Source organism: Flavobacterium sp. 102, from assembly GCF_003634615.1.
Lineage (GTDB): Bacteria > Bacteroidota > Bacteroidia > Flavobacteriales > Flavobacteriaceae > Flavobacterium.
Map to the genome: position 1 here is coordinate 3,691,102 of NZ_RBKX01000001.1, position 26,584 is coordinate 3,717,685.

Genomic DNA, 26,584 nt, shown 5'->3' on the forward strand with positions numbered 1-26,584 from the left:
TTTTCAAGCGATGAAAGAAGCCACTCGAGGCAAAGCCGAACAGAGCGGAGCTAAAAACCCTTGGATAAAAAACGAGCAATGGACCGAAGAAATCGGACTATTGCGCGCCATTGTTCAAAAAACCGAATTGGTGGAAACCACTAAATGGGGTGGCGAAGTCTATACCATCAATAACAAAAATGTTTTGGGCATTGGCGGTTTTAAAAACTACTTTACCCTTTGGTTTTGGAATGGTGTTTTTCTGAAAGATGAAGCTAAGGTTTTAGTCAATGCTAATGAAGGCGTGACGAAAGCTTTGCGCCAATGGCGTTTTACGTCGGCTACCGAGATTGACGAAAAACTTATTTTGCGTTACATCAACGAAGCGATTGCCAACGAGAAAGCGGGTTTAGCGATTAAGCCTGAAAAGAAAGAAGCTTTGCCATGTGCGTTCTTTCAAGCGGCGTTGGATAAAAACAAAACTTTAAAAACTGCCTTTGAAAAGTTTACACCCGGAAAACAAAAGGAGTTTTGGGAATACATGGCAACTGCCAAACAAGAGAAAACCAAAGTCACGCGGTTAGAGAAAATCACGCCGATGATTATGGAAGGTCGAGGTTTGAATGATCAATACAGAAAATAAAAAAAGCCCTCTCGTTTTGAAACCAGAGGGCTTTTTATTGCCATTTAAAACTAAGATTTAATCAGTTTGAACCATTTTTGAGTATCAGCAGTTTTGAGTCTGACAAAATACAAACCGCTTTGTCCGCTAATGGACGAAGACACTTTGGTTGCATTATTAACTTGTGTTTCAGAAATCATTTTACCGGTAATATCATAAACTTGTAAAGTAACCGATTCAAAAGAGTCATTCAATGTTATACTGAATTCACTCGCTGTAGGATTGGGAACAATAACTAGATTTTCTAAAGCGTCATTTGACCAATCGTTGTTGCTCAAAGTAGCATCATACTTAGAAACTCCACAACTTTCGGTAAAGCGAACTACTGATCCGTCAACACCATTAAACTCAGGCATTGTCAATCCAAAATCATGATAGATTGGTGTATCAGAAGTAGGATATCCCATATTCTTAGCCAAATAGAAATAATCGCCTGTTCCTTTGAAAAAGCCTGTAAATCCGTAAAAATGATTGACATTGCCACCATCGTTGTTTAAGAACAATCTTTTCAGATTTCCTGCTTCATCATATACTGAAACGAAATAATCATACCTATTAATGGTTAAGCTATAGCCGTTCCCATTGGTACTGTCAAAAAGTGCAGTGCAATTATCTCCGTCGTTGGTATTGTTAAAAATTTGGCCTACCACATGAATTTCATTTCCCGATTTCAACAAGTTTTCACCGTATCCATAATAAGTATGTCCCGAACCTCTAATCCATTGGCAAATACCATTGTTATTGACTTTAGCCACAAAATAAGGTCCGTTTTGTGTTGAAACGGTTGAACCGTCAGTGTTTTCGAAAACGTGTGTATAATTTAATGTTCCAAAATAATTATAACCCGTTGAATTGGCTCCGGTAAGGTAAATAGTTCCGTCGGTTTCCACTATCATTTTATTGACGTAAGTCAAATCGCTTGGAAAACCATTGCCATCAATGGTACGGCTTCTGAGTTTCCACAGAATTTCACCATTAGGACTCATTTTAATTAAACCTATTTTACAGCCGTAGCTTCCGTCACCAGTGAAGGTTTCTGATATGCTATTACTTCCTGCCTGATATACTTGGGCTTGTAAATCGAAATCCATGGTGAAATAAATATTGTTGTTGCCATCAATGCCTAAATTGCTCAATCCAATTCTGTTGGCGGAATACAAATAGACTTTTGTATCCCAAATGACATTCCCCGAAGGAGAAAACTTTACGATAAGATTTGTGGCTTGAGGTGATACTACCTGCAACCCTATTTCTTGTGACAAAGCACCATTAAAAAAGGTTTGAATGGTGGTGAAATTAAGATTCAAATCGGAAAGTGCTACCAAATTGTTTTGACTGTCCACTTCCATTTTTACAAATCCCATATAACTGTTTTGCCAATACCAAATCAGTTCGCCTTTCGGATTCAATTTAATCAAATAAAAACCGGCCTGATTGAGTGTTGCAGACAAATCGGTACTTCGTCCGGTATTGTCAATAAATTTTCCGATTCCTTTTCCTGAAATGTAAATATTACCGTTTAGGTCAACTGCAGTTGAATAAACTCCATTGTCATTGTTATTGCCAAATGCGGTATTGATGTTATAAACCGTCCATTTTAGAACTCCATTTCTATCATATTTTGATAAATAACCTCCTTTTTTTCCGTCCAAATTGAGGGTAACCCCATGATTAGAATCGAAGATTTCATTAAAATACGTTCCGCTTAGCAAAAAACCATCAGCGGTAGGCGTCATTTGCGATATATCCGGATTATAACTTCCGGGCCAATTGGGATCATTGCTGTTATTGACCAATAAAAAACATTCTTCTGCTGCAGCATTGGGTTCAAAAATATTGGGTTTTGAAGCGATAACCGTATCATGACAATCGTTGTTAGACCAAGAATGTAAAGTAGTGGTCACTTGTCCCGGGGTAGTAAAAGATAGTTGCGGATTCGGAAGCGAGGACGACGGCGTAGAAGCATTAGGTGTAAATTGCCAAGCAAAGTTTTGAGAATCGGTCGTATTTTCAAAGAAATCTACCGGTTCATTGACTTCGGCATTAATCAATCCTGCATGAAAATCGGCTTTGGTTTCTTCTACCGTAATTAAGAAATTACCCGTAAATCTTCTACTGCAATTGGCCAAACTACTTTTGGTATCAATGTAATAGTTTCCGGTTACCTCAATCATTGCACTGTTAAAAGTTAAAGTTCCACCGGTACTTACTTGGCTTTGTCCATAATTTGAATTGGATTGCCCTTCCATTCTTAAAGTATAAATGACATTCGGCTCTGTATCGGCAATTTGAATTTGAATTACTTCTTGCTTGCAAAGTATATTATCGCTTAGCGTAACCGCTTTGTCAATTTGGGGCGGATTGACTATATGAATCACTTTGGTGTCGGTAGATTGTTCGCCTGCATTATTTTGCACCGTTAAAGAAATGGTATACTCGCCTAGAGAAGGAAAATTGTAATTAAATGAGTTGGCGCCGCTTTGAATTAAATTTCCGTTCGAATACCAACTATAAGAAGTACCGCTACCGGTAACTGCATTGAGCGGTATAGAACCGGGATAACAACCACCATTGGCATTGATTCGAACATAAGGTTTTGTTGCACCACCGTTGCCGGTTGTTTTTAAAATCACACCATTGTTTCCAAAAGCATAAAAATCAGTTGTACCGTCTTGCTTCCAAAAGTCATTGATGTGATGATTCAAAGAACTGGTTTGCCATTCGACAGTGACATTTTGAAAACTACTGGTTGCATAGGAACATCTATAGATGCCGTGGTTGGTACCGATATAAAAATTACTCGAATACAATATCATTCCATTGGCATCAAGCGGACCATAATAATTTTGATTGTAGCGCGTCAAATAATTGGTTAGGGAAGACAGGTCGGTATGAGAAAATACATTATCGCCCAAAGCGTAAGTGTACGATGAATTACTTGCCAAAGCCACATCAGTATTGATAATATTAGGTGTGGCCACTTCAGTAACATTACCAATGCTGGAACCACCTAATGAAGCTCTGAATACTTTCTGGTCTGAACCCATCAATATCGAACTACTCGAGGAACTTATACTCAGCAAATCGTCTGTTAACTCGGTGTTAATAGTAGTCAAAGCTGTATCTGTAAACGTAAGCAATAATCCGTCATCACCAACAGCTATATATTTACCCTGAGAATTAGAGTAATCCATTTTATTTAATTTTGAATTGGCGGCACCAATATACTTGATTTCGTATGCCATAGACGGAAGCGAAATTTTGATAATAATGGCCTTATTGGTTGCAGTATCTTGACCACAAGCGTAAACAAATCCGGTATTGGAAGTATTGGTTTGATTTGTATAACAATGGGTGAACACTGTATTCTCATAAATAGCTGCGTTTACTGTGTTATTGGTGATTTCAAATCTTGTCCAACTTCCTACTCCAGCGCCACCGGTTGTTGTATAATACAATCCATTAGCACCGCTGGCCAAACCATTTTCATCCAGGAAAACCACTCCGGTCAAATCATCATTGATTCCGGTATTCAAGTCTGTCCATTGGGCATAAGAAAATGTTGCGTTAAAAAAAATCAGCAACAGCAAAGTAAAGTATTTCATAAAATTAGTTTGTTTCGATTTTTTCAAGAGCATAAAAGTAGCAATTTAATTGACTCTTAAATATTTGAAATAAAAAAAGTCCTCTTGTTTAAAACAAGAGGACTTTTTTTATTTCATTCACTTAAGAAATTATACTTTCTTATTCGCCGCCGCAGTCAATTCTAAAGAAATAGCTGAACGCTCAATCTTTAATTTTCCTGACATGGTTTCGATAACCGCAGTGCCTTCTGACAACTCAGCAACTTTACCGTGAAAACCACTTTTGGTGATGATTTTATCGCCTACTTTTAAGCTTGATTCAAATTCTTTTTCTTGTTTGATTTTCTTTTGTTGCGGTCTGATCATAAAGAAATAGATCACCACAAACATTAATAAAAACGGTAAAAAACTAGTTAATTGTTCCATAATAATAAATAATTTATTTTGCGCCTTTCGGAGCTTCGATGTTAGCTTTAATGGTTAGTATTTTGGTTCCTTCTTTGTTGTTACACATGATGGAAACGGTTTTGGTTGTTTGACCGGTCTTTCCTGTTGAATCAAAAGACACTTTTATATTTCCTGATTCACCGGCTTTGATTGGCGTTTTAGGATATTCCGGAACGGTACAACCGCAAGAACCTTTGGCAGAAGTGATTACCAAATCGGTTTCTCCTGTATTTTTAAACTCAAAAACATAACTTGGTTTGTCTCCTTGTTGGATGGTACCAAAATCATGCACTTCATGGTCAAAAGACATTACCGGATATTTTGTATCTGTCGCAGCTTGAACAAGCGGCACATCATTAATATTGGCTTCCGGTTGTTGTACTGCAATAGTATCTGCACCAGAATTGTTTTCAGTAGTATTGTCTTTTTTACAAGCTGTTGTCAGCGCTAATAAAGCTACAACCGCAATTAGATTGATTCTTTTTTTCATAGTCTATAATTACATTAAACCTCTACCGGTTTTTTTAATTTTATCTTCTGTTTGAAATTCTTTGACCAAATTATCCAAAATCCCGTTGATAAAAATACTGCTTTTAGGGGTTGAATATTCTTTGGCAATTTCCAGATACTCATTAATGGTCACTTTGATTGGAATAGATGGGAATTTCAAGAACTCACAAATCGCCATTTTCAAGATAATGGTATCGATTTCGGCGATTCTATCAGCATCCCAATTTGGGGTTTTGTCGATGTATTCCTTGGCCAATTCAATTTCGTTTAAAACGGTTTTTCTGAACAAGTTCCCCACGAATTCTTTGTCTTCTTCGTCTTTGTAAAGCTTTACTACTCTGAACTCGCCTTTCTCAGACACTTGTTTTAACTGCTTTTGAATTTGGGTATTCACTACGGGAATATCATCTGTCCAAGTCAGTTTGTTGTCTTCTAAATATTCGTAGAGCTTTTCATTGGGCGCAATGAGTTCCGTGAACATATCAACCACAAACTGCTTGTCTTCTTCAAAATTATTCTTGCGATTGCTCATGTACTTGGCATACAAATCGCTTTGCTTGATGTCATTGAGTAAAATCAAAATATAGTCATCGTTCAATGACCAGTTGTTGATTTTTCTTTTTTCTAAAGCGATACTCAACGAGTTATTCTCTTCCAATTGCAGCAAAACTGCATTATTGACAAACTTGTGGTTGGGATTTTTTTCTTCAGGCGTGGCCAAATGTTTTTTGCTGGAAGCTTCCAAAAAAACAATCTCCTTTTTTCTGATTTCTGTCAACGTAGACAACATGATTAAATACAAATCCTGAATGTTATCAATGCTTTGGATTAAGAACTTTTCTTCTTTCTCCATTTCATCAGAATTCTTTTGATGCATTGCATAAATGGATTGCATCACTTTTACTCGAATATGTCTTCTGTTTAACACCTGTAAGAACTTTTAAAAATTAACAAAGCGAAAGAATTTCTTTCGCTTTGCAAAAATAGTAATATTTTAAAACCTAATAATTATTTATTCGCGTTTTCTTTTTTTCTTTGGTCAATTCTGTTTTGCGCGATTTGCATGGCTGCTTGTTGCGTCGTCATATTGTTGATGTCAGCAAAATTGAAAATCTCTAACGTAGTATTGTAGATATTCTCCGTTTTTCTCATCGCTTCGTCTTTACCATATTTTACGATTTCACCGTAAACATTGATAATTCCGCCTGCATTGATTAAGAAATCAGGCGCATAAGCAATCCCTCTTTCTCTTAAAATTTGACCGTGAATCGCTTCTACCGCTAATTGATTATTAGCTGCACCGGCAATTACTTTCGCTTTGATTTTGTGAATGGTTTCGTCGTTGATAGTCGCACCTAAAGCACAAGGCGAATAGATATCAACATCAGCGCTGTATAAGTCTGCCCCGGTGAAAATTTTGGCACCATATTTAGCAACCATATTTTCCATTTTATCTTGGTGAATGTCGGCTACAAAAACTTCGGCACCTTCTTTTCTCAAATAGCTAATCAACGTTTCACCAACGTGACCTGTTCCTTGTACTAATACTTTTTTACCGTCTAATTTCTCAGAACCGAATTGGTATTTGGCCGCAGCTTTCATTCCCATGTAAACGCCATAAGCCGTAACCGGAGAAGGATTTCCGGAACCTCCGATTGACTCAGAAATACCAGTAACATGATTGGTTACTTTGTGAATTCTGTCCATGTCTTCAGTGGTAGTTCCAACGTCTTCTGCCGTGATGTATTTTCCGCTTAAAGAGTCTACAAACTCACCAAAACGTGTAATCATTTCAGGCGTTTTATCTATTTTAGAATCTCCGATGATAACCGCTTTTCCACCACCAAGGTTTAAACCGGTGATAGCCGATTTGTATGTCATTCCGCGTGAAAGTCTTAAAACGTCATTTAATGCTTCCCATTCGTTAGCATAATTCCACATTCTAGTGCCACCCAATGCCGGTCCCATAACTGTATTATGAATACCAATAATTGCTTTTAAACCTGTATCTTTGTCATTACAAAAAACGATTTGTTCGTGATTGTCAAAAGAAAGTTGACCGAAAACAGGATCCATCTTTTTTAGCTCGACCGGTGTAGTGATTTCTGAAGTCATAATGAAGTAGTATTAATTTAAGACTTTGTAAAAAGTCGGTACAAAAATAAAACATTATTCAATAAAACTCATCAATATCACGAATAATTAGCAAATTGTTAATAAACTCAATTTTAATCAAGAATATAATAATTTAATTATTTTCAACATTTTAACAAATATTAAGTCGTAATTCCCATTTCTGCAAAATTAACATGAAAGAACTTCAATATTTAAACAAATACTTTGTCAAATACAAATTCCATTTTTTATTAGGAATTTTAATCACTATAGTTGCACAAATCTTTTCTCTTTTTACTCCGAAATTGGTAAGCCAATCTTTTCAAGCCATAGAGAGTTTTCACAGCACCAAAATGACGAGTGAAATGATTAAAGCCGAATTAATAGAAAATGTCTTTTGGATCATCGGCACGACCTTGATTGCCGGCGTCTTAACTTTTTTGATGCGCCAAACCTTAATCGTAATGTCGCGCCACGTAGAGTTTGATTTAAAAAATGAAGTCTTCAAACACTACGAAGTTTTAGACCAAAATTTCTACAAACGCAACCGAACCGGTGATTTGATGAACCGTATTAGTGAAGACGTTGGAAAAGTACGAATGTACGTTGGGCCAGCCGTAATGTACACCATCAACACTTTTATCCGATTTACCGTCGTGATTATTTATATGTATAATGTATCACCGCTATTAACCTTGTACACCCTATTACCATTGCCGATTTTGTCTTTTATCATTTTCAGATTAAGCACAGAAATCAACAAGCGCAGCACGACATTCCAACAATATTTATCTAAGATTTCGAGTTTTACCCAAGAGATTTTCTCCGGAATTCGCGTGGTGAAAGCGTATGCTTTGGAAAAACAATACCAAGAGGAAATCATTGATTTGGCCAAAGAGAGCAAAACCAAAAGCATGAGTTTGGCACGAGTACAATCACTATTTGGTCCGTTGATGATTGCTTTGATTGGCGTGAGTAACTTGGTCGTGATTTATTTTGGTGGCTTAATGTACATTGAAGGAACCATAAAAAGCATTGGAACCATTGCCGAATTCATCTTGTATGTGAACATGCTGACTTGGCCTGTAGCTTCAATCGGTTGGGTTTCGTCCTTAGTTCAAGAAGCCGAAGCCTCTCAAAAAAGAATCAATGAGTTCTTGAAAATTGAACCGGAAATCAAAAATAAAGCACAAGAAAACACTAACATACAAGGAGAAATAGAATTCAAAAACGTGACTTTTACTTATGAAGATACCGAAATCACAGCCTTAAAAAACATTTCGTTTACTGTTAAAAAAGGGGAAACGTTGGCGATATTAGGTCAAACCGGTTCCGGAAAATCAAGTATTCTTTCTCTAATTACACGAATGTATGACATCAAAGAAGGCCAAATCAACATTGACGGCAAAGCAATAGATCAAGTCAATTTATACGATTTGCGAAACAGTATCGGGATTGTGCCTCAAGATGCTTTTTTGTTTTCGGACACTATCAAAAACAACATTAAATTTGGCAAAGAAAATGCTACTGATGAAGCAGTAATGACGGCGGCTAAAAACGCAGTGGTTCACGATAATATCATGAATTTCAATGCCCAATATGAAACCATCTTAGGAGAACGAGGCATTACGCTTTCCGGTGGACAAAAACAAAGAGTTTCCATTGCGCGAGCGATTATCAAAAACCCGCAGATATTGCTATTTGATGACTGTTTATCGGCCGTTGACACCGAAACCGAAGAGCAAATTTTAAATAATCTGCTCCAAATTTCTAAAGATAAAACTACAATTATTGTGAGTCACCGAGTTTCTTCGGCTAAGAATGCCGACAAAATTATCATCATTGAAGAAGGCCAAATCATCCAAGAAGGTTCTCATAATCAATTGGTAAACCAACCGGGGTATTATGCTGAATTGTACTTGAAACAACTTTCGGAAAAAGAATTAAATTAATTGTTGTTTGGTAACAAAAATTTTACCATTTTTGAACTATATAGAAACACTACTAATTGACTGAAAGAATATGAGAGAAAATGATATGTTAGAAAAAGATGAGATTTTTTCTAAAGTTTTAAGAGCGGGAAGAAGAACTTATTTCTTCGATGTGAGAGCCACCAAAGCAGATGATTACTACATAACCATTACCGAAAGCAAAAAGTTTACTGAAGAAGATGGTTCTTTTCACTTCAAAAAACATAAAATTTATTTGTACAAAGAAGATTTCGCAGCTTTCACTGATATTTTAGAAGAAATGACTACTTATGTTTTGAACCACAAAGGCGAAGAAGTAATTTCAGAAAGACACCAAAAAGATTTCAAAAGAGAATACCAACAAGAAACTGCCGAAGAAACCAAAACTACTTCTGAAAAGAGTTTCACCGATATTGATTTTGACGATATTTAATTGAAAAAGTAATTAGGCAATAGCCATAAGTAATAAGTCCGAAGCTGAAAAGTTTTGGACTTTTTAAATTCATTGATATGCAAAAATTTACAGATTTTATAAACAAGTATGGCATTGTATTTCATGGATTGAGTATCGTATTTTGGCTCTGGCTGATTTCAAACGGGATTCAAACCATGCAAACCGAAGAATTGCCATTGACTAAGAAATTGGCTTTTGGTGGTTTGATTATGTTTTTGTTTTTGTCGATTTTTAATTTGTACAGAGCAATCAAACAAAGAAACCAAACGAAATGAAAGTTCTCAAACTGATATCATTCTTCCTTTTCTTTGTAAATCTAAATTTACAGGCCCAACAAAACAAAACTTTTGATAGCCTTACGGTTGAATTCAACAAATTAAAAGAAGTAAGCAATATCAATAAAAAAGACAAAACTATTCTGAAGTTACTGAACAGTTTGTATGACGAGACATTACAGGCAGATGACGGATCTTTAAGCCAAAAGACCATTGCAAAATACCAAGCTTTCAAAGAAGACTCCAAGCTTGCCAATTGGCCTGTGTTTTATCTTTTTGAGACTTATCAAAACGAAATTACGCAAACCGAACTGGGCAAGAAAAAAAACAACAAAGATCTCAGAGTAGCTTTAATGAAAATTCTTTCCGGCGAATTAATAGACTTATACCAAACCATTCCGCCCATAATTTTAGTTTATATGGGAGAAGCTTTGATGAATTCGGGCGCTAACTCCAGAGCACAAAATCATTTTAAAATGTCCTTGGAATTTTACCCGGAATCTATTCCTTTAAAAGTTTATAGTTATTTACTGGCCGATGATAAAACTGCAAAAGAAGCTATTTCGGCCGACTTGACGAAAAATCACAAAAATCATTGGATGGTTAAACAGTTTTTGACTAACTAACCTATACGCAAACCATTCTCGACTTTCAAATCCGAAGTCAGTAAAACAATATCATTATCAGCTCCGACCGAACCTAAAACCAAACATTCGCTCATAAAATTTCCGATTTGCTTTTTGGGAAAGTTAACCACGGCGACAATCTGTTTGCCCATTAAATCTTCTTTAGCATATCGCTTGGTAATTTGTGCAGAAGATTTCTTTATGCCTATTTCGGCACCAAAATCAATCACCAATTGATACGCCGGTTTCCTAGCTTCCGGAAAATCGTTTGCTTCTAATATAGTTCCGATACGCATTTCAGTTTTTTCAAATTCTTGCCAAGTTAATTCCATACTCTTCAATTTAATCAGTAAACAAACCTAAGAATTATAAAAATATGTTCCCTAATTGTATAACGCTTTTTTAGGTCAGAAGTGTAATTTTATAAATCAATTTTGAAGTAAAATTCAATTATAAAAATACCGCAAGATGAAAGAATACCACGTAGACCATGAACCGGATTTAAGAGAAACTAATTTCTTAGTTCAAGAAAATTCAACCGATAAATATATCGAAACCGCTCCCAATGTTAAACTGTATGTCAAAGATTATGGTTACGGAAAACCGGTGATTTTGATTCACGGTTGGCCATTGTCTAACGAAATGTGGGAATACCAAATGGAAGCTTTAGTCGAAAATGGCTTTAGGGTAATTGCTTATGACCGTCGTGGTTTTGGTAAATCTTCACAACCTTGGAATGGTTACACTTATGATACATTAACCGATGACTTAAAATCGATTATAGACCAATTGGATTTATCCGATGTCACGCTGGTTGGATTCTCTATGGGCGGCGGCGAAGTTGTACGTTATTTCAGTCGCTATGGCGGAAAAAATGTTTCTAAGGCTGTCCTGATTTCCTCCGTTACACCTTTCCGTTTATGGACAGAAAACAATCCTGATGGCAATCTTCCGGAAAAAAATGAAGCCACCGCCCAAAAAATTAAAGAAGACCGAATTGGTTTTCTGGATGGTTTTGGGAAAACATTCTTTGGCGCAAGTATGCTAACCAATCCTTTGAGTTCTTCTTTGTTGGATTATTTCAAAATGTTGTGTTCGTTTGCTTCTCCTCGTGCGACTTTAGAATGCGCCAAAGCGTTTTCGACTACCGATTTTCGGAATGAAATGGCAGCGGTAAATGTCCCAACTTTAATCATCCACGGCGATGAAGATGAAATCGTTCCGATTGAAGTCTCTTCAGAAAAATCGGCAGCCATGATTCAAAATAGCCAATTTATAGTGTATGAAGAAGCACCACACGGATTGTTTTACACAGAACGAGAGCGATTGAATAAAGACTTAATTGCGTTTTTGAGTTCTTAATTCAAAAACCCAATGATGAAAATCCGGAGCGCACTTCTACCAGCACTTCGGGTTTTTTATTTATCAAACCGTATCGTTTTTATATAGTACTGTTAATCTAAAAGTTGAATATATTTTATACATTTAGGTTTTAATAAATCACGCTAAGGTTAATGCTATGAAAATTGCCCTGTTTACCAATGAATTTCCACCAAATATTTACGGCGGCGCCGGAGTTCATATCGATTTTCTGAGTCAGGAATTGGCAAAATTAGGTAAAGTCGAAGTGCGTTGTTTTGGCAACCAAGAAGAAGCTACTGCGTCAATGAACGTATTGGGAATTCAATCCTCATTGACCAAACCCGAAGACGACAACAATCCGCATCTCAAGATGTTTCACAACTTGAGCAAAAATGTCGAAATGTCGCAACATACTTTACAAGCTGATATCATTCATTGTCATACTTGGTACACGCATTTGGCCGGAATCTTTTCGAGAGAATTGTTGCAATCGCCTTTGATACTGACAACGCATAGTTTAGAAACGCATCGTCCTTGGAAAGTGGAACAACTCGGCAATGGTTATTTTTTGTCGCGTTGGATTGAAAATCATGCGTACAATACCGCTGACGGAATCATAGCCGTGAGCGAACAAATGAAAACTGATGTCATTGAGGCTTATGGCGTGGCACCTGAAAAGGTAACAGTCATTCACAACGGCATTGATCCCGATTTTTATGCACCAACATTTGATCACGATTTATTGTCAGCATACGGCATCAATCCTGGTATTCCTTTTGTGCTTTTCGTAGGCCGAATTACACGTCAAAAAGGAATTTCACAATTGATTTCGGCTGCAAAATATTTTAATACTAATTGCCAAATAGTGCTTTGCGCCGGCGCGCCGGATACACCGGAAATAGCGAAAGAAACTGAAGAATTGATAGCCGATTTGAAAGCCAATCGCAATTGTGTTATTCTAATTTCAGAAATGTTACCTCGCGAAAAAATCAAAGTGCTTTACAGTCACGCACGCGTTTTTGCTTGTCCATCGTTATACGAACCATTCGGCATCATCAATCTCGAAGCCATGTCGTGCGAAACTCCGGTTGTCGGAAGTGCGGTTGGCGGTATTCCCGAGATTATAGTCGAAGGTGAAACTGGTTATTTAATTGAATTGGAAAGCATTTCCCGAACCGATTTTAACCCCAAATATCCCGAAGCTTTTCAGAAAAATTTTGCCGCTAAAGTCAATCAATTATTAGATGATGAAAATTTGGCCACAAAAATGGGCAAAGCCGGAAGAAAAAAAGTTTTAGAGAAATTCAGTTGGGCCTCAATCGCCAAAACAACTTATAGCTATTACGAAACCGTAATCCATCGATTTGAAAAAGAAAAAGCGTAAAAAGTCAACCACCAAACGGTAATTATCATGATAAATAAAAGCACACTAGCCATTATTTTAGGTGGCGGACAAGGTTCAAGATTGGCGCCATTAACACAAACCCGCTCTAAACCTGCCGTTCCGATTGCCGGAAAATACCGTTTGGTAGACATTCCGATATCGAATTGTATCAACTCAGATATCAAGAGAATGTTTGTGTTGACGCAATTCAATTCGGCATCCTTAAACCAGCACATCAAAAACACTTATCATTTTAGTCATTTCAGCACGGCATTTGTAGATATTTTAGCCGCTGAACAAACGCCTGACAACATCACTTGGTTTCAAGGCACAGCCGATGCGGTTCGACAATGTATGCATCACTTTATGAACCATGAATTTGATTATGCACTGATTTTATCGGGAGACCAGTTGTATCAAATGGATTTCAACTCGATGATTAAAGCACATCATGATGCCGGAGCGAATATTTCGATTGCCACTTTACCGGTAACGGCGAAAGAAGCACCTGAATTCGGAATCTTAAAAACTGATGCCGAAAATTACATCACTTCCTTCATCGAAAAACCACATGTGAGTTTGTTACCCGAATGGACTTCTGAAGTCAGTGAAGAATCTCAAGCTGAAGGCAAACATTATTTGGCGTCGATGGGAATTTATATCTTCAATAAAGATTTATTGGTGGAATTAATGAAAAATCCTGACACCAAAGATTTTGGAAAAGAAATTATTCCGCAAGCGATTGGCAAACAAAAAATATTAAGTTATCAATATGAAGGCTATTGGACCGACATTGGAAACATTGATTCATTCTTTGAAGCCAATTTAGGTTTAACGGATGATATTCCGAAGTTTAATTTATTTGACAATTCGAGTAAAATTTACACTCGCGCCAGGGTTTTACCGCCATCAAAAATCACCGGTTCATCTACCGTTGACAAATCTGTTATTGCCGAAGGTTGTATACTGAATGGCGCTACTGTTGAACATTCTGTGATTGGGATTAGAAGTCGCGTAGGTTATGGTTCAACCGTAATCAATTCGTATTTAATGGGAAATGATTATTACCAAAATCTGGAAGAAATCAGAACCAATTCTTTACATGGCGTTATCAACATAGGTATTGGCGAACGTTGTTTTATTAACAACACCATCGTCGACAAAGATTGTAGAATCGGCAATGACGTCCGACTTAACGGCGGAAAACATTTAGAAGATACCGATACAGAATTATACACGATAAAAGACGGCATTATCGTCGTCAAAAAAGGCGCTATACTTCCTGATGGTTTTACTGTATAAAATAAAAAACACTCCAAAAGAGTGTTTTTTATTTATTATTGCATCGTCAAATAATTGTAGATTTTTTGACCTTGTAAATCATCCAATTTGGCTTTCTTTTGCATACTCAAAACAATCGGTTTCCATTGTTCGGCATTGAAATCACTTGCCTTATACAGAGAATGACATTTGGCGCAATTATTTTCGTAAAGCGATTTTCCTTCCGCTAATTCCGGAGTCATAACTGTGGCTATTGTAACTCCTTCTTTTTTTACTTCCGTTGTCGCGACAGCCGTTTTCGAGGCACAGGAATAAATGATCGTGGCTAAAACAGCCAAGGCAAGTACTTTATATTTCATATTTTTTTGTTATTGGTTGAAGTAAATATAAAAAAAAATCCCAACCGTTAATGATTGGGATTTTCTTTTAATCAAAACTTAAGTTTTATATTATCCTTTCACGTCCATCAATTCTACATCAAAAATCAAAGTCGCATCCGGTGGAATTACGCCACCAGCGCCGCTTGAACCGTAACCCAAATAAGACGGAATCACAAAACGCGCTTTGTCACCTACTTGCAACAAGGCGATTCCTTCGTCCCAACCTTCAATTACGTGACCTTTTCCTAAAGGGAATTCGATTGGTTTTTTGCGAGGATACGAACTGTCAAATACTTTTCCGCTTTCTAAAGAACCTTGGTAATGCACAGAAACTGTTTTGCCATTTTCCGCTTGTTTACCATTTCCTTTTTGGATGAATTTGTAACGCAAACCGCTTTCCGTTTTTTCAAAACCGGCGGCTAATTTTTCCATTGATTCTTCGGCTTGCTTTTTAGCCTCTTCTATTCTTCTTTGTCTTGAACCTTCAAAAGTTCTGAACGCTTCAATCGCATTCCATTTTTGAGCTTCATCACCTACTCTAACGATTTCCAAAGTTTCTATGGAATCGCCTTGTGCTACTGCGTCAACAATATCTTGTCCTTCCACTACGTGACCAAAAACAGTGTGTTTTCCGTCTAACCAAGTTGTTGGAACGTGTGTGATAAAAAACTGAGAACCGTTACTTCCCGGACCGGCATTGGCCATTGACAAAACGCCTGGTTTATCGTGTTTTAACGTTGGGTGAAATTCATCATCAAAGTTATAACCAGGACCGCCGGTTCCAATACCTTGCGGACAACCGCCTTGAACCATAAAATCCGGAATTACTCTGTGGAATTTTAATCCGTCATAGTATGGTTTTCCCATCGGACGTGCTGAATTCTCTAATTGTCCTTCGGCTAAGCCTACAAAGTTTCCAACCGTTCCCGGTGTTAAATCGTGTGTTAGTTTTACTAAAATCGAACCTTTGTTCGTGTTGAATTTAGCGTATATTCCGTTTTCCATTGTACTATTTTTTTAAAAATCTGGTGCAAAGGTACTATATTATATTGTAAATTTGGTTACTGAAAATCCAAAACGATTTAGCCCATAACAATTGAAATCAATGGAAAACAATCCTGACTACAGAGCAGTAAACAAACAAACTTGGAACCATAAAACGGATGTTCACATTGCTTCCGAGTTTTATGATGTTGAAGGTTTTTTGAATGGAAAATCGACTTTAAACGATATTGAATTACCCTTATTAGGCGATGTTTCCGGTAAAAAGATATTGCATTTGCAATGTCATTTTGGACAAGACACTATTTCATTGGCCAGAATGGGTGCCAAAGCCACAGGCGTTGACTTATCAGATAAAGCCATTGAACGCGCCAAAGAATTTGCACAAAAACTAAATCTAGATGTGACTTTTGTTTGTTGTGACATTTATGACGCACCAACTTTAATTGACGAAAAATTCGACATCGTTTTTACGAGTTATGGTACTATAGGTTGGTTTCCTGATTTGGAGAAATGGGCGAATGTTGTTTCGCATTTTTTAAAGCCGAATGGAAAATTTGTCATGGCCGATTTTCATCCCGTGGTTTGGATGTTTGACAATGATTTTGAAACCGTTTTTTATCATTATTTTAATGTGGAACCGATAGTGGAAAACGAAACCGGAACTTACGCCGACCGCGATGCCGAAATTGAAACTAAAACCATCACTTGGAACCATCCGATTTCTGAAATTTTAAATAGTTTAATTCAAAGCGGTTTGGAAATCAATTCGTTTAACGAATATGACTATTCGCCTTATAATTGTTTTAATAAAACAGTAGAATTTGAGAAAGGGAAGTTCCGAATTAAACCATTGGAGAATAAAATCCCGATGGTGTATTCGATTATGGCTTCGAAAAAATAAATTTCTAATAAACACTGAAACCCTAGCCCCGATAGAAGTGGAAATCCTTTTGGATTATCCTGTAGCAAAGCGGAAGGAAAATACAATAAGATTGGAACGGATAGCGGGAAATAGCTTCTAAAAAAACTTCTTTCTATATTTGCACCATGCGAATAGACATCATTACCATATTACCTGATTTATTGCGAAGTCCTTTTGAAGGCTCGATTATGAAACGCGCCATTGAAAAAGAATTGGTGGAAGTTCATTTTCACAATTTGAGAGACTATACGACCAACAAACAAAAAAGCGTTGACGATTACCAATTTGGCGGCGGCGCAGGAATGGTCATGATGGTGCAACCAATAGATGATTGTATCACGCATTTGAAAAGCCAAAGAACCTACGACGAAATCATTTACATGTCGCCTGACGGAGAAACGCTGAACCAAAAAATGGCCAATACGATGTCGATGTATGAGAATATTATCATCCTCTGCGGGCATTACAAAGGCGTTGACCAACGCGTTCGCGATCATTTTATTACCAAAGAAATCTCGATAGGCGATTATGTACTTTCGGGAGGCGAAATTGGTGCGATTGTGTTTTGCGATGCGATTATCCGACTGATTCCGGGTGTTTTGAGTGATGAAACGTCGGCTTTAACGGATAGTTTTCAGGACAATTTATTATCGGGACCAATATATACCCGACCAGCCGATTACAAAGGTTGGAAAGTGCCGGAAGTATTGACCAGCGGTCATTTTGCCAAAATTGACAAATGGCGCGAAGACATGGCGTATGAGCATACCAAAAAAAGAAGACCTGATTTACTCGAAGACTAATTATGGAAAAACCGATTGTTACTGCTTTGTTGGCTTACGGAATGTCGGGCAAAGTTTTTCACGCACCGTTTTTGGCGACCAACAAAGGTTTTGAGCTTTATGCGGTTTTGGAACGAAATGAGAAGAAAGCTGTAAACGATTATCCTGAAATCATCAGTTTTTCTGCTATTGACGAATTACTTTCGGATGAAAAGATAGAATTAGTAGTAATCAACACGCCGAATAATACTCATTTCGATTATGCTAAACAGGCTTTAGAATCAGGCAAACATGTCTTAATTGAAAAACCCGCAACCACAACTCCGGAAGAATTTGAAATCCTTTTGGCTTTAGCCGAAAAAGTAAACCGGAAAGTTTTTGTTTACCAAAACCGACGTTGGAGCAGTGATATTACTGCTGCAAGAGAAATTATCAACTCAGGAAAATTAGGCGACGTTATCGAAATACATTTGCGATTTGACCGATATCGTCCAACTATTAGTGCTAAAACTTTTAAAGAAACCCCGATTCCAAGTAGCGGTATTTGGTATGATTTAGGTTCGCATTTGATTGACCAGGCGATTTCTATTTTTGGAAAACCTGTCAGTCATTATAGAAGTAAAAACAGCTATCGCGAAAACTCGTTAGTCGATGATTTTGCGTTTATGCATATCGTTTTTCCAAATAAAGTCAATGTGTTTATCACCACGAGTATGTTGGTTTCCGATGCACAAGCCGGCATTGTAATTCACGGCACCAAAGGCAGTTTCATCAAAGAATTTTGCGACGAACAGGAAAATCAGTTGATTGACGGCATGTCACCATTGGATTCAAATTTTGGTAATGAAAAGCCCAATAAAGAAGGGAAACTGACTTACATCAATGCCAATAATGAAACTATAGTTGAAATGATTCCGTCAATTAAAGGAAACTTCAATGCTTTGTTTGATGAAGTTTATGAAAGCATTCGCAAGAGGAAATCTTTCTCAATTGACAATCAAGACATTATAGAACAATTAAAACTCCTAACTTAGGATAAAAAAACTCATAATTCATAACTCATAATTCGTAATTCTTTTTTATATTTGCACCCATATTTGACTAACCTCTGGCGAAAACCGTGAATGTTGCTCAGATTTCAAACCATAATAGTCTTAAAAATGGCAAATTTAGTAGATTTCGTTAACAACGAATTATCAACAAAAAAAGATTTCCCTTTATTCGGAGCTGGTGATACAATCACTGTATACTACGAAATTAAAGAGGGTGAAAAAACAAGAACTCAGTTTTTCAAAGGAGTTGTAATCCAAAGAAAAGGTGCAGGATTGACTGAAACTTTTACCATCCGTAAAATGTCTGGCGCAGTTGGTGTAGAGCGTATCTTCCCAGTAAACATGCCGGCTTTACAAAAAGTTGAAGTAAACCAAAGAGGTAAAGTTAGAAGAGCTCGTATCTACTACTTTAGAGAACTTACCGGTAAAAAAGCAAAAATCAAAGAAAGAAGAAGATAATTCTAAACTTTGTACTTATAAAAACGCCTCGATATTATCGGGGCTTTTTTATGTTTAAAAATTAGTCTAAAAAATTGTCATTTTGCTATTTTAAGTTGCGCTAATTATCAATTTACTAATTTAAACCTCGCATATTATCAATTTGACAATTCAATCGATTTCGTTCAAAACCAATGGAGCGTAATCGTGATTTACTTATATTTGCATGGCTTGAAAATGAACGTTTTCGACCAAAAAGCAACTACAAACTAAACGTTACGAATATAAAACAATACCAATGATACAAAATTCTAAAATCCACTACACGCTTACTGATGAAGCGCCGATGTTGGCTACTCATTCGTTTTTACCAATAGTACAAGCCTTTACGGCGCCTGCCAATATTGACATTGAATTGAGGGATATTTCTCTTGCGGGCAGAATATTATCTAATTTCCCTGATTATTTAAAAGAAGATCAAAAAGTAAGCGATGCTTTATCAGAGTTGGGCCAATTGGCTACAACGCCGGAAGCAAACATTATAAAATTACCTAACGTATCTGCTTCTATCCCACAATTAACTGATGCTATTGCAGAGTTACAAGCACACGGATTTGCCATTCCGAACTATCCTGACAATCCTAAAAACGATGAAGAAAAAGCGATAAAAGCTAGTTATGCTAAAGTACTAGGTTCAGCAGTAAATCCGGTTTTACGTGAAGGAAACTCTGATCGCAGAGCACCAAAAGCGGTTAAAAATTACGCCAAAGCCAATCCGCATTCCATGGGCGCTTGGTCGAAAGATTCTAAAACCAAGGTGGCTTTTATGAACGAAGGCGATTTCTACGGCACTGAAAAATCAGTAACGGTAGCCAATGCTTCTCAGTTCAAAATAGAATTCGTTGGAAAAGATGGTTCGATAAAAGAATTAAAAGGATTAGGCGCTTTGAAAGCCGGTGAAGTGATTGATTCCTCAGTAATGAATTTAAAAGCATTGAAAGCTTTTGTTTCTGCCACTATTGAAGAGGCGAAAGCAGCTGGTGTTCTAATTTCGGCTCACTTGAAAGCAACGATGATGAAAGTTTCCGATCCGATTATTTTCGGTGCAATTGTCGAAGTTTATTTCGCTGATATTTTCACTAAATACGCAGATGTTTTCAAATCATTAGGCTACAAAGCGGATAATGGTTTAGGTGATTTGTATGTAAAAATTGCCGGTCATCCGCAAGAAGCTGAAATTACAGCCGCAATCGAAAATGCAATCGCCAACGGACCAGCCATTGCTATGGTGAATTCTGATAAAGGAATCACGAATTTTCACGTACCATCAGACGTAATCGTTGATGCTTCAATGCCGGCAATGATTCGCACTTCTGGACAAATGTGGAACAAGGAAGGAAAAGCACAAGATACTATCGCTTTAATTCCGGACAGATGTTATGCCGGTCTTTATGTCGCTACTATTGAAGATTGTAAAACCAACGGCGCATTAGACCCAAGAACTATGGGATCAGTTCCAAATGTTGGTTTAATGGCCCAAAAAGCAGAAGAATACGGTTCACACGACAAAACTTTCCAGGCAGATGCGGAAGGAACAATCAGAGTTTTAGATGCGGAAGGAAATGTATTTATGGAACAAGCGGTTGAAGCCGGAGACATTTTCAGAATGTGTCAGACTAAAGATGCGCCAATTCAAGACTGGGTAAAACTAGCCGTAAACAGAGCTCGTTTGTCTGCAACACCTGCCATTTTTTGGTTAGATGAAAATAGAGCGCACGATAGAGAAATTATCAAAAAGGTAAATTTATATTTAAAAGATTATGATACCAATGGATTAGACATCCGTATCATGAATCCGATTGACGCTACTAAATTAACATTGGACAGAATCCGCAAAGGATTAGACACTATTTCAGTAACCGGAAACGTATTGCGTGATTATTTAACCGATTTATTCCCGATTTTAGAGGTAGGAACTTCGGCCAAAATGTTATCAATCGTTCCGTTAATGAATGGCGGTGGTTTATTTGAAACCGGAGCCGGTGGTTCAGCTCCAAAACACATTGAGCAATTTATTGAAGAAGGTTATTTGCGTTGGGACTCTTTGGGCGAATTTTTAGCCTTAGGCGCTTCTTTAGAACATTTAGCCCAAACCCAAAACAATCCTAAAGCAATGGTTTTAGCAGAAGCTTTAGACGTAGCTACCGAGAAATTCTTAGCTACTGACAAATCTCCGGCGCGTAAAGTTGGCCAAATAGACAACAGAGGTTCTCACTTTTACTTAGCCATGTATTGGGCAGAAGCTTTAGCTTCTCAAACAAAAGACACCGAATTACAAGCTAAGTTTACTCAAATTGCAGGTGAACTGAACGCCAACGAAGCTACCATTAATGAAGAATTGATTGGAGCGCAAGGTAAACCTCAACAAATTGGAGGTTATTACCAACCCTCAAAGGAGTTGACGGAAAAAGCGATGCGTCCGAGTGGCACTTTTAATGCAATTCTATCAAAATTGGTATAATGGTAATTGATATATTTATAAAAAAGCGACTTAATTAAGTCGCTTTTTTTATTTCTGTTCTTGTAAACCGCCATCGTCTTTTAGGATAACCAATTTGGCTTTTACACCCGTAGTCAGATTCCATTTATTGGTGGTTACCATGCCTTTCTTATCGTCAAAAATTACGAATTGGGCTGTATTCGGACCGGATTCTCCTTGGTTTAAAGCTTCGATTTCTATTTTGTTGATTCCTTCGTTTAAGTCTAAATACACTTCTTTGAAACTAACTTCTAATAAAATAGCATCAACCACAATTTTATCATTTAGCCAAATTCTAACCAAATCTCCGTCAGGCGCTTCGTGGTCTCTGCAAGCAATACTAATGACCTTAGAGCCTGTTTTAAATTGGCCTAAAAAACTATCACTCTTGAATTTTTCCAGAATTTCACCATCACTACTTTTCCTATTCATTCTTTCCGTGTAGGGTTTTGAAGGATCTTCAAACTGCTCTTTCTCCATTATATTCTTCTCCTCTTCCGTCTTCTTTTTAAGCAAAGAAACATTCTCTAACAATTTGTCTTTCTTATCAAATATACTCGGATAAGTAATCGATTTTGAGGAAGTTGGAGCAATTTGCCCTGAAGGATTCGTAACAGGAGCTATTTTCAAAGTCTTCTTGGGTTGTTCAAATTGAGCTAACCCCTTAAAACTGAAAATTAATATAAATAATAGCGTAAAACCTGCCTTCATTATAACTTATTTTTGAATAGTGAAAATACTCAATTCTCTAAAAATTACTGCTTTCTATTAACCAAACCTTAACAAATGATTATGAGGAAATTACTAATTTTATTAAGAATTTTGTATTTCCTAAAGCCAAATTTATGCCAAAAAATATTTTCACTCCTATCTTTTTAATTTTATTAACGTTTCAACTCCATTCACAACAAAAATACACCATTAATGGTTTAGTTTCTGATGGTAGAAATAAAGAAACATTAATTGGGGTTTCCTTGTATATAGAAGAAACAAAAACCGGACTAACCACCAATGAATACGGTTTTTATTCTATTACTTTGCCCAAAGGAAATTATACATTATCGGTTAGTTATGTGGGCTACAAAACCATAACAGAAACCATAGAACTTACTCAAGATACCCGGAAAAATTTCTTAATTACTGAAAGCAGCCAACAACTTGACGAAGTCGTAATTGTTCAAAACAGCAAACGCGTGGACGTCAGAAAGCCTGAAATGAGTGTCAACAAACTCACCATTCAGGAAATCAAAGAAATGCCGGTGATATTTGGTGAAGTCGACGTTATCAAATCGATATTAACGCTTCCGGGAGTTACCAATGCCGGTGAAGGACAATCGGGATTCAACGTTCGCGGAGGCGGTGCTGATCAGAACTTGGTTCTATTAGACGAAGCTACCATCTTTAATTCCTCGCATTTATTCGGTTTGTTTTCGGTTTTTAATCCCGATGCCATTAAAGATTTGAAACTCTATAAAGGTGGCATTCCGTCAAGATACGGTGGTCGATTGTCTTCCATCTTAGACATTTACCAAAAAGAAGGAAACAAAGACTCTTTTCACATGAATGGCGGTATTGGACTTATTTCCAGTAGAATTTTAGCCGAAGGACCAATTGTAAAAGGCAAAGGTTCCTTCGTTTTTGCCGGAAGAGGTTCTTATGCACATCTATTTCTAAAACTGGCGGATAATCCAAACTCGGCTTATTTTTATGATTTGAACACCAAATTGAGTTATTCCATCAATGAAAAAAACAATATTTATCTTTCGGGATATTTTGGTAGAGATGTGTTCCAACTGAACAATAGTTTTGTCAACACTTATGGAAATGCGGTTCTCAATTTTAGATGGAATCATTTGTTTTCAGACAAATTGTTCTCCAATATGTCGATGATTTATTCTGATTATTATTACGGTCTCAAATTAGACATCATTGGATTTAATTGGGATAGCGGAATCAAAAACTACAATTTCAAATACGATTTCAAACATTATTTGACTAACAAACTCAAACTTACTTACGGTATACAAACCCATTATTACGATTTCAATCCGGGTAAAATTGAGCCTACCAGTGAAGAATCAGGTATTAATGCAGACCAATTGGAGAAAAAATATGCTTTAGAAAATGCCGTTTATTTAGATGCGGAACACCAAATTTCTAAAAACCTTGCCCTTTCTTATGGTCTTCGATTTAGTTCGTTTCTGCGTTTGGGCCAACAAACGATGAATACTTATGCCAACAATCAACCGGTGACATTTAATTCCCAATTTTTAATCTACGAAAGTGCAGAACCCACCGGAACTGTTAGTTATGGTAAAAATGAAACGATAGCGAATTTTGAAAACCTGGAACCTCGTTTTGCCATTGCTTACACCTTAAATGAAGACCAGTCTGTAAAAGCCAGTTATAACCGAATGTCGCAGTATTTGCATTTGATTTCAAATACGCAATCGCCAACACCTTTGGATGTTTGGGCACCAAGTGACCAATATTTGAAACCTCAGATTTTAGACCAAGTAGCTTTAGGTTATTTCCGAAATATAAGCGATGATTTGTATTCACTTGAAGTCGAAACTTTTTTCAAAAAAATTAAAAATCGTGTCGATTATATTGACGGAGCCAATTTAATAGCCAACGAAGCTATTGAAAGAGTGGTCTTGAACGGAAAAGCAAGAGCTTACGGATTAGAAGTCTTGTTCCGAAAAAACTCCGGTCGTTTCAAAGGTTGGGTTTCTTATACGTTGTCAAGATCAGAACAGCAAGTTGACGGAAGAACTCCGGAAGAAATCGGAATTAACAACGGCAGATGGTATAGAACCGGCTTTGACAAAATGCACAATTTGGCGGTGGTAGCGAATTACAAATTAAATGAAAAATGGCGTTTTAGTTCCAATTTCACTTTGCAAACCGGACAACCTGTGACCTTTCCAACCGGACAATATGAATACCAAGGCATCACAGTTCCGATTTTTAGCTCCAGAAACGAAAACAATTTACCCTTGTACCATCACTTAGATGTCTCGGCTACTTTGACACCAAGAAAAAACAAAGGCAGAAAATGGCAAAGCGAATGGGTTTTCGGGATTTACAACATCTACAACCGAATGAATTCCGCCTCTATTACCTTCAGACAAAATCAAGAAACCGGTAATAATGAAGCCATCAGATTGTCTATTTTCGGAATTGTGCCAAGTGCTACTTATAACATTAAATTTTAAACTATGAAAACCATATATTTTAGTTTGCTGATTGTCCTTTTTTCATTCACCTCTTGTGAAAAAGTCATTGATGTTGACTTATCAACTTCGGAACCAAGGTTAGTAATTGAAGCCTCCATTCAGTGGCTTAACGGAACTCCCGGAAACGAACAAATCGTCAAACTTTCCACTACGACAGATTACTTCTCCGGTGAAATTCCACCGGTTACTGATGCGGTAGTTTACATTACTAACAGTTCCAATGTCGTTTTCAATTTTACCCAAGATACAGAACTCGGAATTTATAAATGCCTTAATTTTATTCCCGTGGTGAATGAAACTTACACTTTAACCGTTATCTATGAAGGCGAAACGTATACTTCTACAGAAAAACTCTTAGATACGCCAACGGTAACCCGAATCGAACAAGATGATGAAGGCGGGATTCTAGGCGATGAAGTTGAAGTGAAATTCTTTTTTGATGATTTAGTCAATGAAACCAATCACTATATGGTTAGAATTGATGATCCTTACAAAGTCATTCCAGAATACGGTGTGATTGAAGATCGTTTTTTTCAAAACAATGAAATGTTTGGTTTGTATTTTAGTGAAGATTTAAAACCAAACGATACTTTAAAATTCACTTTAAACGGAATTACCTTAAACTACTATAATTACATGGACATTTTATTGGAACAAACGGGTTCAAATAGTATGGGACCATTTTCTACACCAACCTCAACCGTAAGAGGAAATATAGTCAACCAAACCAATTTCAACAATTTTGCTTTGGGTTATTTCCGACTGAGTAAAACCGAAATTTCAGAGTATATCATTCAGTAAGAAGCACAAAATACTAAGTGTTTTTTAATTACTTTTACCGTAGGAACTTTATGCTTCCGACAGCTAACTCATTACTCAAAAAATGTCATCACATCACATCGTTCGCGACGACCAAGAACCGGCTTTAATTATTGCCAATGGAGAAGCTTGTAGCGCTGAACTATTAGGACAATTGCTTGAATGGTCACCATTGGTCATAGTCTTAGATTCTGCTATTGAACGGGTTTTAGAATTAGGGATTAAAGTTGATGTATTATTAGGCGATTTTGACCGAGGTTTTGATGCTGACTATTACAAAGAAAAACAATATCCGATTGAAATTGTGTACGCGCCCAACCAAGACAAAACTGATTTGGAAAAAGCCTTTGACTATTTAATCGAAAAAGGACATAAAGCAGCGAATGTCATTTGGGCCACCGGAAAACGTGCCGATCACACCATCACTAATTTAACGAACATCGTTGCTTACCGAAATAAACTGAAAGTGGTTATTTTGGACGACCATTCCAAAGTGTTCTTATTACCCAATACTTTTGAAAAATGGTACACAGAAAACACCATTATTTCACTGATTCCCATCGGAAAAGTAAGCGGCATTACCACTCGAAATCTTTTCTATTCATTGACCCAGGAAGAATTGACCATCGGTTACCGAACCGGAAGCAGCAACCACGTTACCACAGACGGAATTGTATCAATTTCCCATACCGAAGGCGATTTATTGCTGATGGAATGTTGGGACTAATTAAAAAAACAA

General features: G+C 37.0%; 25 protein-coding genes. 16 read left to right on the top strand and 9 right to left on the bottom strand.

The window, feature by feature from the left end; translation table 11 throughout:
• Positions 1-10 precede the first annotated feature (10 nt).
• Entirely contained in the window at positions 11-622 is a 612-nt protein-coding gene (locus C8C84_RS16395) for a YdeI family protein (RefSeq protein ID WP_121314773.1), read from the top strand.
• Between the two features lie 50 nt (positions 623-672).
• Here C8C84_RS16395 and C8C84_RS16400 read toward each other — a convergent pair whose 3' ends face one another.
• The 5 genes from C8C84_RS16400 to C8C84_RS16420 all read right to left on the bottom strand — a co-directional run bounded on the left by C8C84_RS16400 (position 673) and on the right by C8C84_RS16420 (position 7,317).
• Positions 673-4,266 (bottom strand): T9SS type A sorting domain-containing protein, encoded by a 3,594-nt coding sequence (locus tag C8C84_RS16400; RefSeq protein WP_158592592.1) that lies wholly within the window; start codon positions 4,264-4,266, stop codon positions 673-675.
• 129 nt (positions 4,267-4,395) lie between these two features.
• Positions 4,396-4,671, bottom strand: coding sequence for a preprotein translocase subunit YajC (yajC, locus tag C8C84_RS16405; protein ID WP_121314775.1), 276 nt, complete (start codon positions 4,669-4,671; stop codon positions 4,396-4,398).
• A 13-nt stretch (positions 4,672-4,684) separates the two neighbouring features.
• The gene (locus C8C84_RS16410) at positions 4,685-5,182 is read right to left on the bottom strand and encodes a DUF1573 domain-containing protein (RefSeq protein WP_121314777.1); all 498 of its coding nucleotides are present in this window, start codon (positions 5,180-5,182) and stop codon (positions 4,685-4,687) included.
• A 9-nt stretch (positions 5,183-5,191) separates the two neighbouring features.
• Entirely contained in the window at positions 5,192-6,097 is a 906-nt protein-coding gene (gene nusB, locus C8C84_RS16415; protein WP_121314779.1) for a transcription antitermination factor NusB, read from the bottom strand.
• Positions 6,098-6,210: 113 nt separating this feature from the next.
• A complete protein-coding gene (locus tag C8C84_RS16420; RefSeq protein WP_121314781.1) occupies positions 6,211-7,317 on the bottom strand; it encodes a Glu/Leu/Phe/Val dehydrogenase in 1,107 nt (368 codons plus the stop codon).
• Between the two features lie 194 nt (positions 7,318-7,511).
• Between C8C84_RS16420 and C8C84_RS16425 the strand changes: the two genes are divergently transcribed.
• The 4 genes from C8C84_RS16425 to C8C84_RS16440 all read left to right on the top strand — a co-directional run bounded on the left by C8C84_RS16425 (position 7,512) and on the right by C8C84_RS16440 (position 10,642).
• The gene (locus tag C8C84_RS16425) at positions 7,512-9,269 is read left to right on the top strand and encodes an ABC transporter ATP-binding protein (RefSeq protein ID WP_121314782.1); all 1,758 of its coding nucleotides are present in this window, start codon (positions 7,512-7,514) and stop codon (positions 9,267-9,269) included.
• Positions 9,270-9,339: 70 nt separating this feature from the next.
• Positions 9,340-9,720 carry a PUR family DNA/RNA-binding protein gene (locus tag C8C84_RS16430; protein ID WP_121314784.1) on the top strand — a complete coding sequence of 127 codons (381 nt, stop codon included), beginning with the start codon at positions 9,340-9,342 and terminating at the stop codon, positions 9,718-9,720.
• 77 nt (positions 9,721-9,797) lie between these two features.
• Complete coding sequence (locus C8C84_RS16435) at positions 9,798-10,016, top strand: hypothetical protein (protein WP_121314786.1); 219 nt, start codon at positions 9,798-9,800, stop codon at positions 10,014-10,016.
• Complete coding sequence (locus C8C84_RS16440) at positions 10,013-10,642, top strand: hypothetical protein (RefSeq protein ID WP_121314787.1); 630 nt, start codon at positions 10,013-10,015, stop codon at positions 10,640-10,642. The genes C8C84_RS16435 and C8C84_RS16440 overlap by 4 nt, the downstream gene beginning before the upstream one ends.
• Here the strand turns inward: C8C84_RS16440 and C8C84_RS16445 are convergent.
• On the bottom strand, positions 10,639-10,974 hold the full coding sequence (locus C8C84_RS16445) for a tRNA-binding protein (protein WP_121314789.1): 336 nt from the start codon (positions 10,972-10,974) through the stop codon (positions 10,639-10,641). The genes C8C84_RS16440 and C8C84_RS16445 overlap by 4 nt on opposite strands.
• Positions 10,975-11,110: 136 nt before the next feature.
• On the opposite strand from C8C84_RS16445, the gene C8C84_RS16450 reads away from it, so the two are divergent.
• The 3 genes from C8C84_RS16450 (at position 11,111) to C8C84_RS16460 (ending at position 14,690) form a co-directional block, all read left to right on the top strand.
• On the top strand, positions 11,111-12,004 hold the full coding sequence (locus C8C84_RS16450; protein WP_121314790.1) for an alpha/beta fold hydrolase: 894 nt from the start codon (positions 11,111-11,113) through the stop codon (positions 12,002-12,004).
• Positions 12,005-12,161: 157 nt separating this feature from the next.
• Positions 12,162-13,388 (top strand): glycogen synthase, encoded by a 1,227-nt coding sequence (glgA, locus tag C8C84_RS16455; RefSeq protein WP_121314791.1) that lies wholly within the window; start codon positions 12,162-12,164, stop codon positions 13,386-13,388.
• Between the two features lie 27 nt (positions 13,389-13,415).
• A complete protein-coding gene (locus C8C84_RS16460) occupies positions 13,416-14,690 on the top strand; it encodes a glucose-1-phosphate adenylyltransferase (protein ID WP_121314792.1) in 1,275 nt (424 codons plus the stop codon).
• A gap of 35 nt (positions 14,691-14,725) precedes the next feature.
• Here C8C84_RS16460 and C8C84_RS16465 read toward each other — a convergent pair whose 3' ends face one another.
• Together C8C84_RS16465 and C8C84_RS16470 are read right to left on the bottom strand one after the other, a co-directional pair.
• On the bottom strand, positions 14,726-15,028 hold the full coding sequence (locus C8C84_RS16465) for a c-type cytochrome (RefSeq protein WP_121314794.1): 303 nt from the start codon (positions 15,026-15,028) through the stop codon (positions 14,726-14,728).
• 90 nt (positions 15,029-15,118) lie between these two features.
• Positions 15,119-16,054, bottom strand: coding sequence for a peptidylprolyl isomerase (locus tag C8C84_RS16470; protein WP_121314795.1), 936 nt, complete (start codon positions 16,052-16,054; stop codon positions 15,119-15,121).
• A 100-nt stretch (positions 16,055-16,154) separates the two neighbouring features.
• Between C8C84_RS16470 and C8C84_RS16475 the strand changes: the two genes are divergently transcribed.
• The 5 genes from C8C84_RS16475 (at position 16,155) to C8C84_RS16495 (ending at position 21,769) form a co-directional block, all read left to right on the top strand.
• Complete coding sequence (locus C8C84_RS16475; protein WP_121314797.1) at positions 16,155-16,955, top strand: bifunctional 2-polyprenyl-6-hydroxyphenol methylase/3-demethylubiquinol 3-O-methyltransferase UbiG; 801 nt, start codon at positions 16,155-16,157, stop codon at positions 16,953-16,955.
• 146 nt (positions 16,956-17,101) lie between these two features.
• Positions 17,102-17,779: a tRNA (guanosine(37)-N1)-methyltransferase TrmD gene (gene trmD / locus C8C84_RS16480; RefSeq protein ID WP_121314799.1), complete on the top strand. Its 678-nt coding sequence runs from the start codon at positions 17,102-17,104 to the stop codon at positions 17,777-17,779.
• A 2-nt stretch (positions 17,780-17,781) separates the two neighbouring features.
• A complete protein-coding gene (locus tag C8C84_RS16485) occupies positions 17,782-18,792 on the top strand; it encodes a Gfo/Idh/MocA family oxidoreductase (RefSeq protein WP_121314801.1) in 1,011 nt (336 codons plus the stop codon).
• Between the two features lie 126 nt (positions 18,793-18,918).
• Positions 18,919-19,269, top strand: coding sequence for a 50S ribosomal protein L19 (gene rplS, locus C8C84_RS16490; protein WP_121315098.1), 351 nt, complete (start codon positions 18,919-18,921; stop codon positions 19,267-19,269).
• Between the two features lie 277 nt (positions 19,270-19,546).
• Complete coding sequence (locus C8C84_RS16495) at positions 19,547-21,769, top strand: NADP-dependent isocitrate dehydrogenase (protein ID WP_121314802.1); 2,223 nt, start codon at positions 19,547-19,549, stop codon at positions 21,767-21,769.
• Positions 21,770-21,817: 48 nt separating this feature from the next.
• Here C8C84_RS16495 and C8C84_RS16500 read toward each other — a convergent pair whose 3' ends face one another.
• Positions 21,818-22,417, bottom strand: coding sequence for a hypothetical protein (locus tag C8C84_RS16500; RefSeq protein ID WP_147406886.1), 600 nt, complete (start codon positions 22,415-22,417; stop codon positions 21,818-21,820).
• Positions 22,418-22,632: 215 nt separating this feature from the next.
• On the opposite strand from C8C84_RS16500, the gene C8C84_RS16505 reads away from it, so the two are divergent.
• The 3 genes from C8C84_RS16505 to C8C84_RS16515 all read left to right on the top strand — a co-directional run bounded on the left by C8C84_RS16505 (position 22,633) and on the right by C8C84_RS16515 (position 26,572).
• The gene (locus C8C84_RS16505; protein ID WP_121314805.1) at positions 22,633-25,005 is read left to right on the top strand and encodes a TonB-dependent receptor; all 2,373 of its coding nucleotides are present in this window, start codon (positions 22,633-22,635) and stop codon (positions 25,003-25,005) included.
• Between the two features lie 3 nt (positions 25,006-25,008).
• Complete coding sequence (locus C8C84_RS16510; RefSeq protein ID WP_121314807.1) at positions 25,009-25,827, top strand: DUF4249 family protein; 819 nt, start codon at positions 25,009-25,011, stop codon at positions 25,825-25,827.
• 82 nt (positions 25,828-25,909) lie between these two features.
• On the top strand, positions 25,910-26,572 hold the full coding sequence (locus tag C8C84_RS16515) for a thiamine diphosphokinase (protein ID WP_121314808.1): 663 nt from the start codon (positions 25,910-25,912) through the stop codon (positions 26,570-26,572).
• The last annotated feature ends 12 nt before the right edge of the window (positions 26,573-26,584 follow it).

Bases quoted from the DNA above. Each gene is read 5' to 3' on its own strand.
- C8C84_RS16475 (WP_121314797.1), top strand. From the start codon at position 16,155: ATGGAAAACAATCCTGACTACAGAGCAGTAAACAAACAAACTTGGAAC.
- C8C84_RS16505 (WP_121314805.1), top strand. From the start codon at position 22,633: ATGCCAAAAAATATTTTCACTCCTATCTTTTTAATTTTATTAACGTTT.
- rplS (WP_121315098.1), top strand. From the start codon at position 18,919: ATGGCAAATTTAGTAGATTTCGTTAACAACGAATTATCAACAAAAAAA.
- C8C84_RS16485 (WP_121314801.1), top strand. From the start codon at position 17,782: ATGGAAAAACCGATTGTTACTGCTTTGTTGGCTTACGGAATGTCGGGC.
- C8C84_RS16400 (WP_158592592.1), bottom strand. From the start codon at position 4,266: ATGAAATACTTTACTTTGCTGTTGCTGATTTTTTTTAACGCAACATTT.
- C8C84_RS16430 (WP_121314784.1), top strand. From the start codon at position 9,340: ATGAGAGAAAATGATATGTTAGAAAAAGATGAGATTTTTTCTAAAGTT.
- trmD (WP_121314799.1), top strand. From the start codon at position 17,102: ATGCGAATAGACATCATTACCATATTACCTGATTTATTGCGAAGTCCT.
- C8C84_RS16425 (WP_121314782.1), top strand. From the start codon at position 7,512: ATGAAAGAACTTCAATATTTAAACAAATACTTTGTCAAATACAAATTC.
- glgA (WP_121314791.1), top strand. From the start codon at position 12,162: ATGAAAATTGCCCTGTTTACCAATGAATTTCCACCAAATATTTACGGC.
- C8C84_RS16445 (WP_121314789.1), bottom strand. From the start codon at position 10,974: ATGGAATTAACTTGGCAAGAATTTGAAAAAACTGAAATGCGTATCGGA.
- C8C84_RS16495 (WP_121314802.1), top strand. From the start codon at position 19,547: ATGATACAAAATTCTAAAATCCACTACACGCTTACTGATGAAGCGCCG.
- C8C84_RS16515 (WP_121314808.1), top strand. From the start codon at position 25,910: ATGTCATCACATCACATCGTTCGCGACGACCAAGAACCGGCTTTAATT.
- C8C84_RS16470 (WP_121314795.1), bottom strand. From the start codon at position 16,054: ATGGAAAACGGAATATACGCTAAATTCAACACGAACAAAGGTTCGATT.
- C8C84_RS16435 (WP_121314786.1), top strand. From the start codon at position 9,798: ATGCAAAAATTTACAGATTTTATAAACAAGTATGGCATTGTATTTCAT.
- C8C84_RS16410 (WP_121314777.1), bottom strand. From the start codon at position 5,182: ATGAAAAAAAGAATCAATCTAATTGCGGTTGTAGCTTTATTAGCGCTG.
- C8C84_RS16465 (WP_121314794.1), bottom strand. From the start codon at position 15,028: ATGAAATATAAAGTACTTGCCTTGGCTGTTTTAGCCACGATCATTTAT.
- nusB (WP_121314779.1), bottom strand. From the start codon at position 6,097: ATGCAATCCATTTATGCAATGCATCAAAAGAATTCTGATGAAATGGAG.
- C8C84_RS16440 (WP_121314787.1), top strand. From the start codon at position 10,013: ATGAAAGTTCTCAAACTGATATCATTCTTCCTTTTCTTTGTAAATCTA.
- C8C84_RS16395 (WP_121314773.1), top strand. From the start codon at position 11: ATGAAAGAAGCCACTCGAGGCAAAGCCGAACAGAGCGGAGCTAAAAAC.
- C8C84_RS16510 (WP_121314807.1), top strand. From the start codon at position 25,009: ATGAAAACCATATATTTTAGTTTGCTGATTGTCCTTTTTTCATTCACC.
- C8C84_RS16450 (WP_121314790.1), top strand. From the start codon at position 11,111: ATGAAAGAATACCACGTAGACCATGAACCGGATTTAAGAGAAACTAAT.
- yajC (WP_121314775.1), bottom strand. From the start codon at position 4,671: ATGGAACAATTAACTAGTTTTTTACCGTTTTTATTAATGTTTGTGGTG.
- C8C84_RS16420 (WP_121314781.1), bottom strand. From the start codon at position 7,317: ATGACTTCAGAAATCACTACACCGGTCGAGCTAAAAAAGATGGATCCT.
- C8C84_RS16460 (WP_121314792.1), top strand. From the start codon at position 13,416: ATGATAAATAAAAGCACACTAGCCATTATTTTAGGTGGCGGACAAGGT.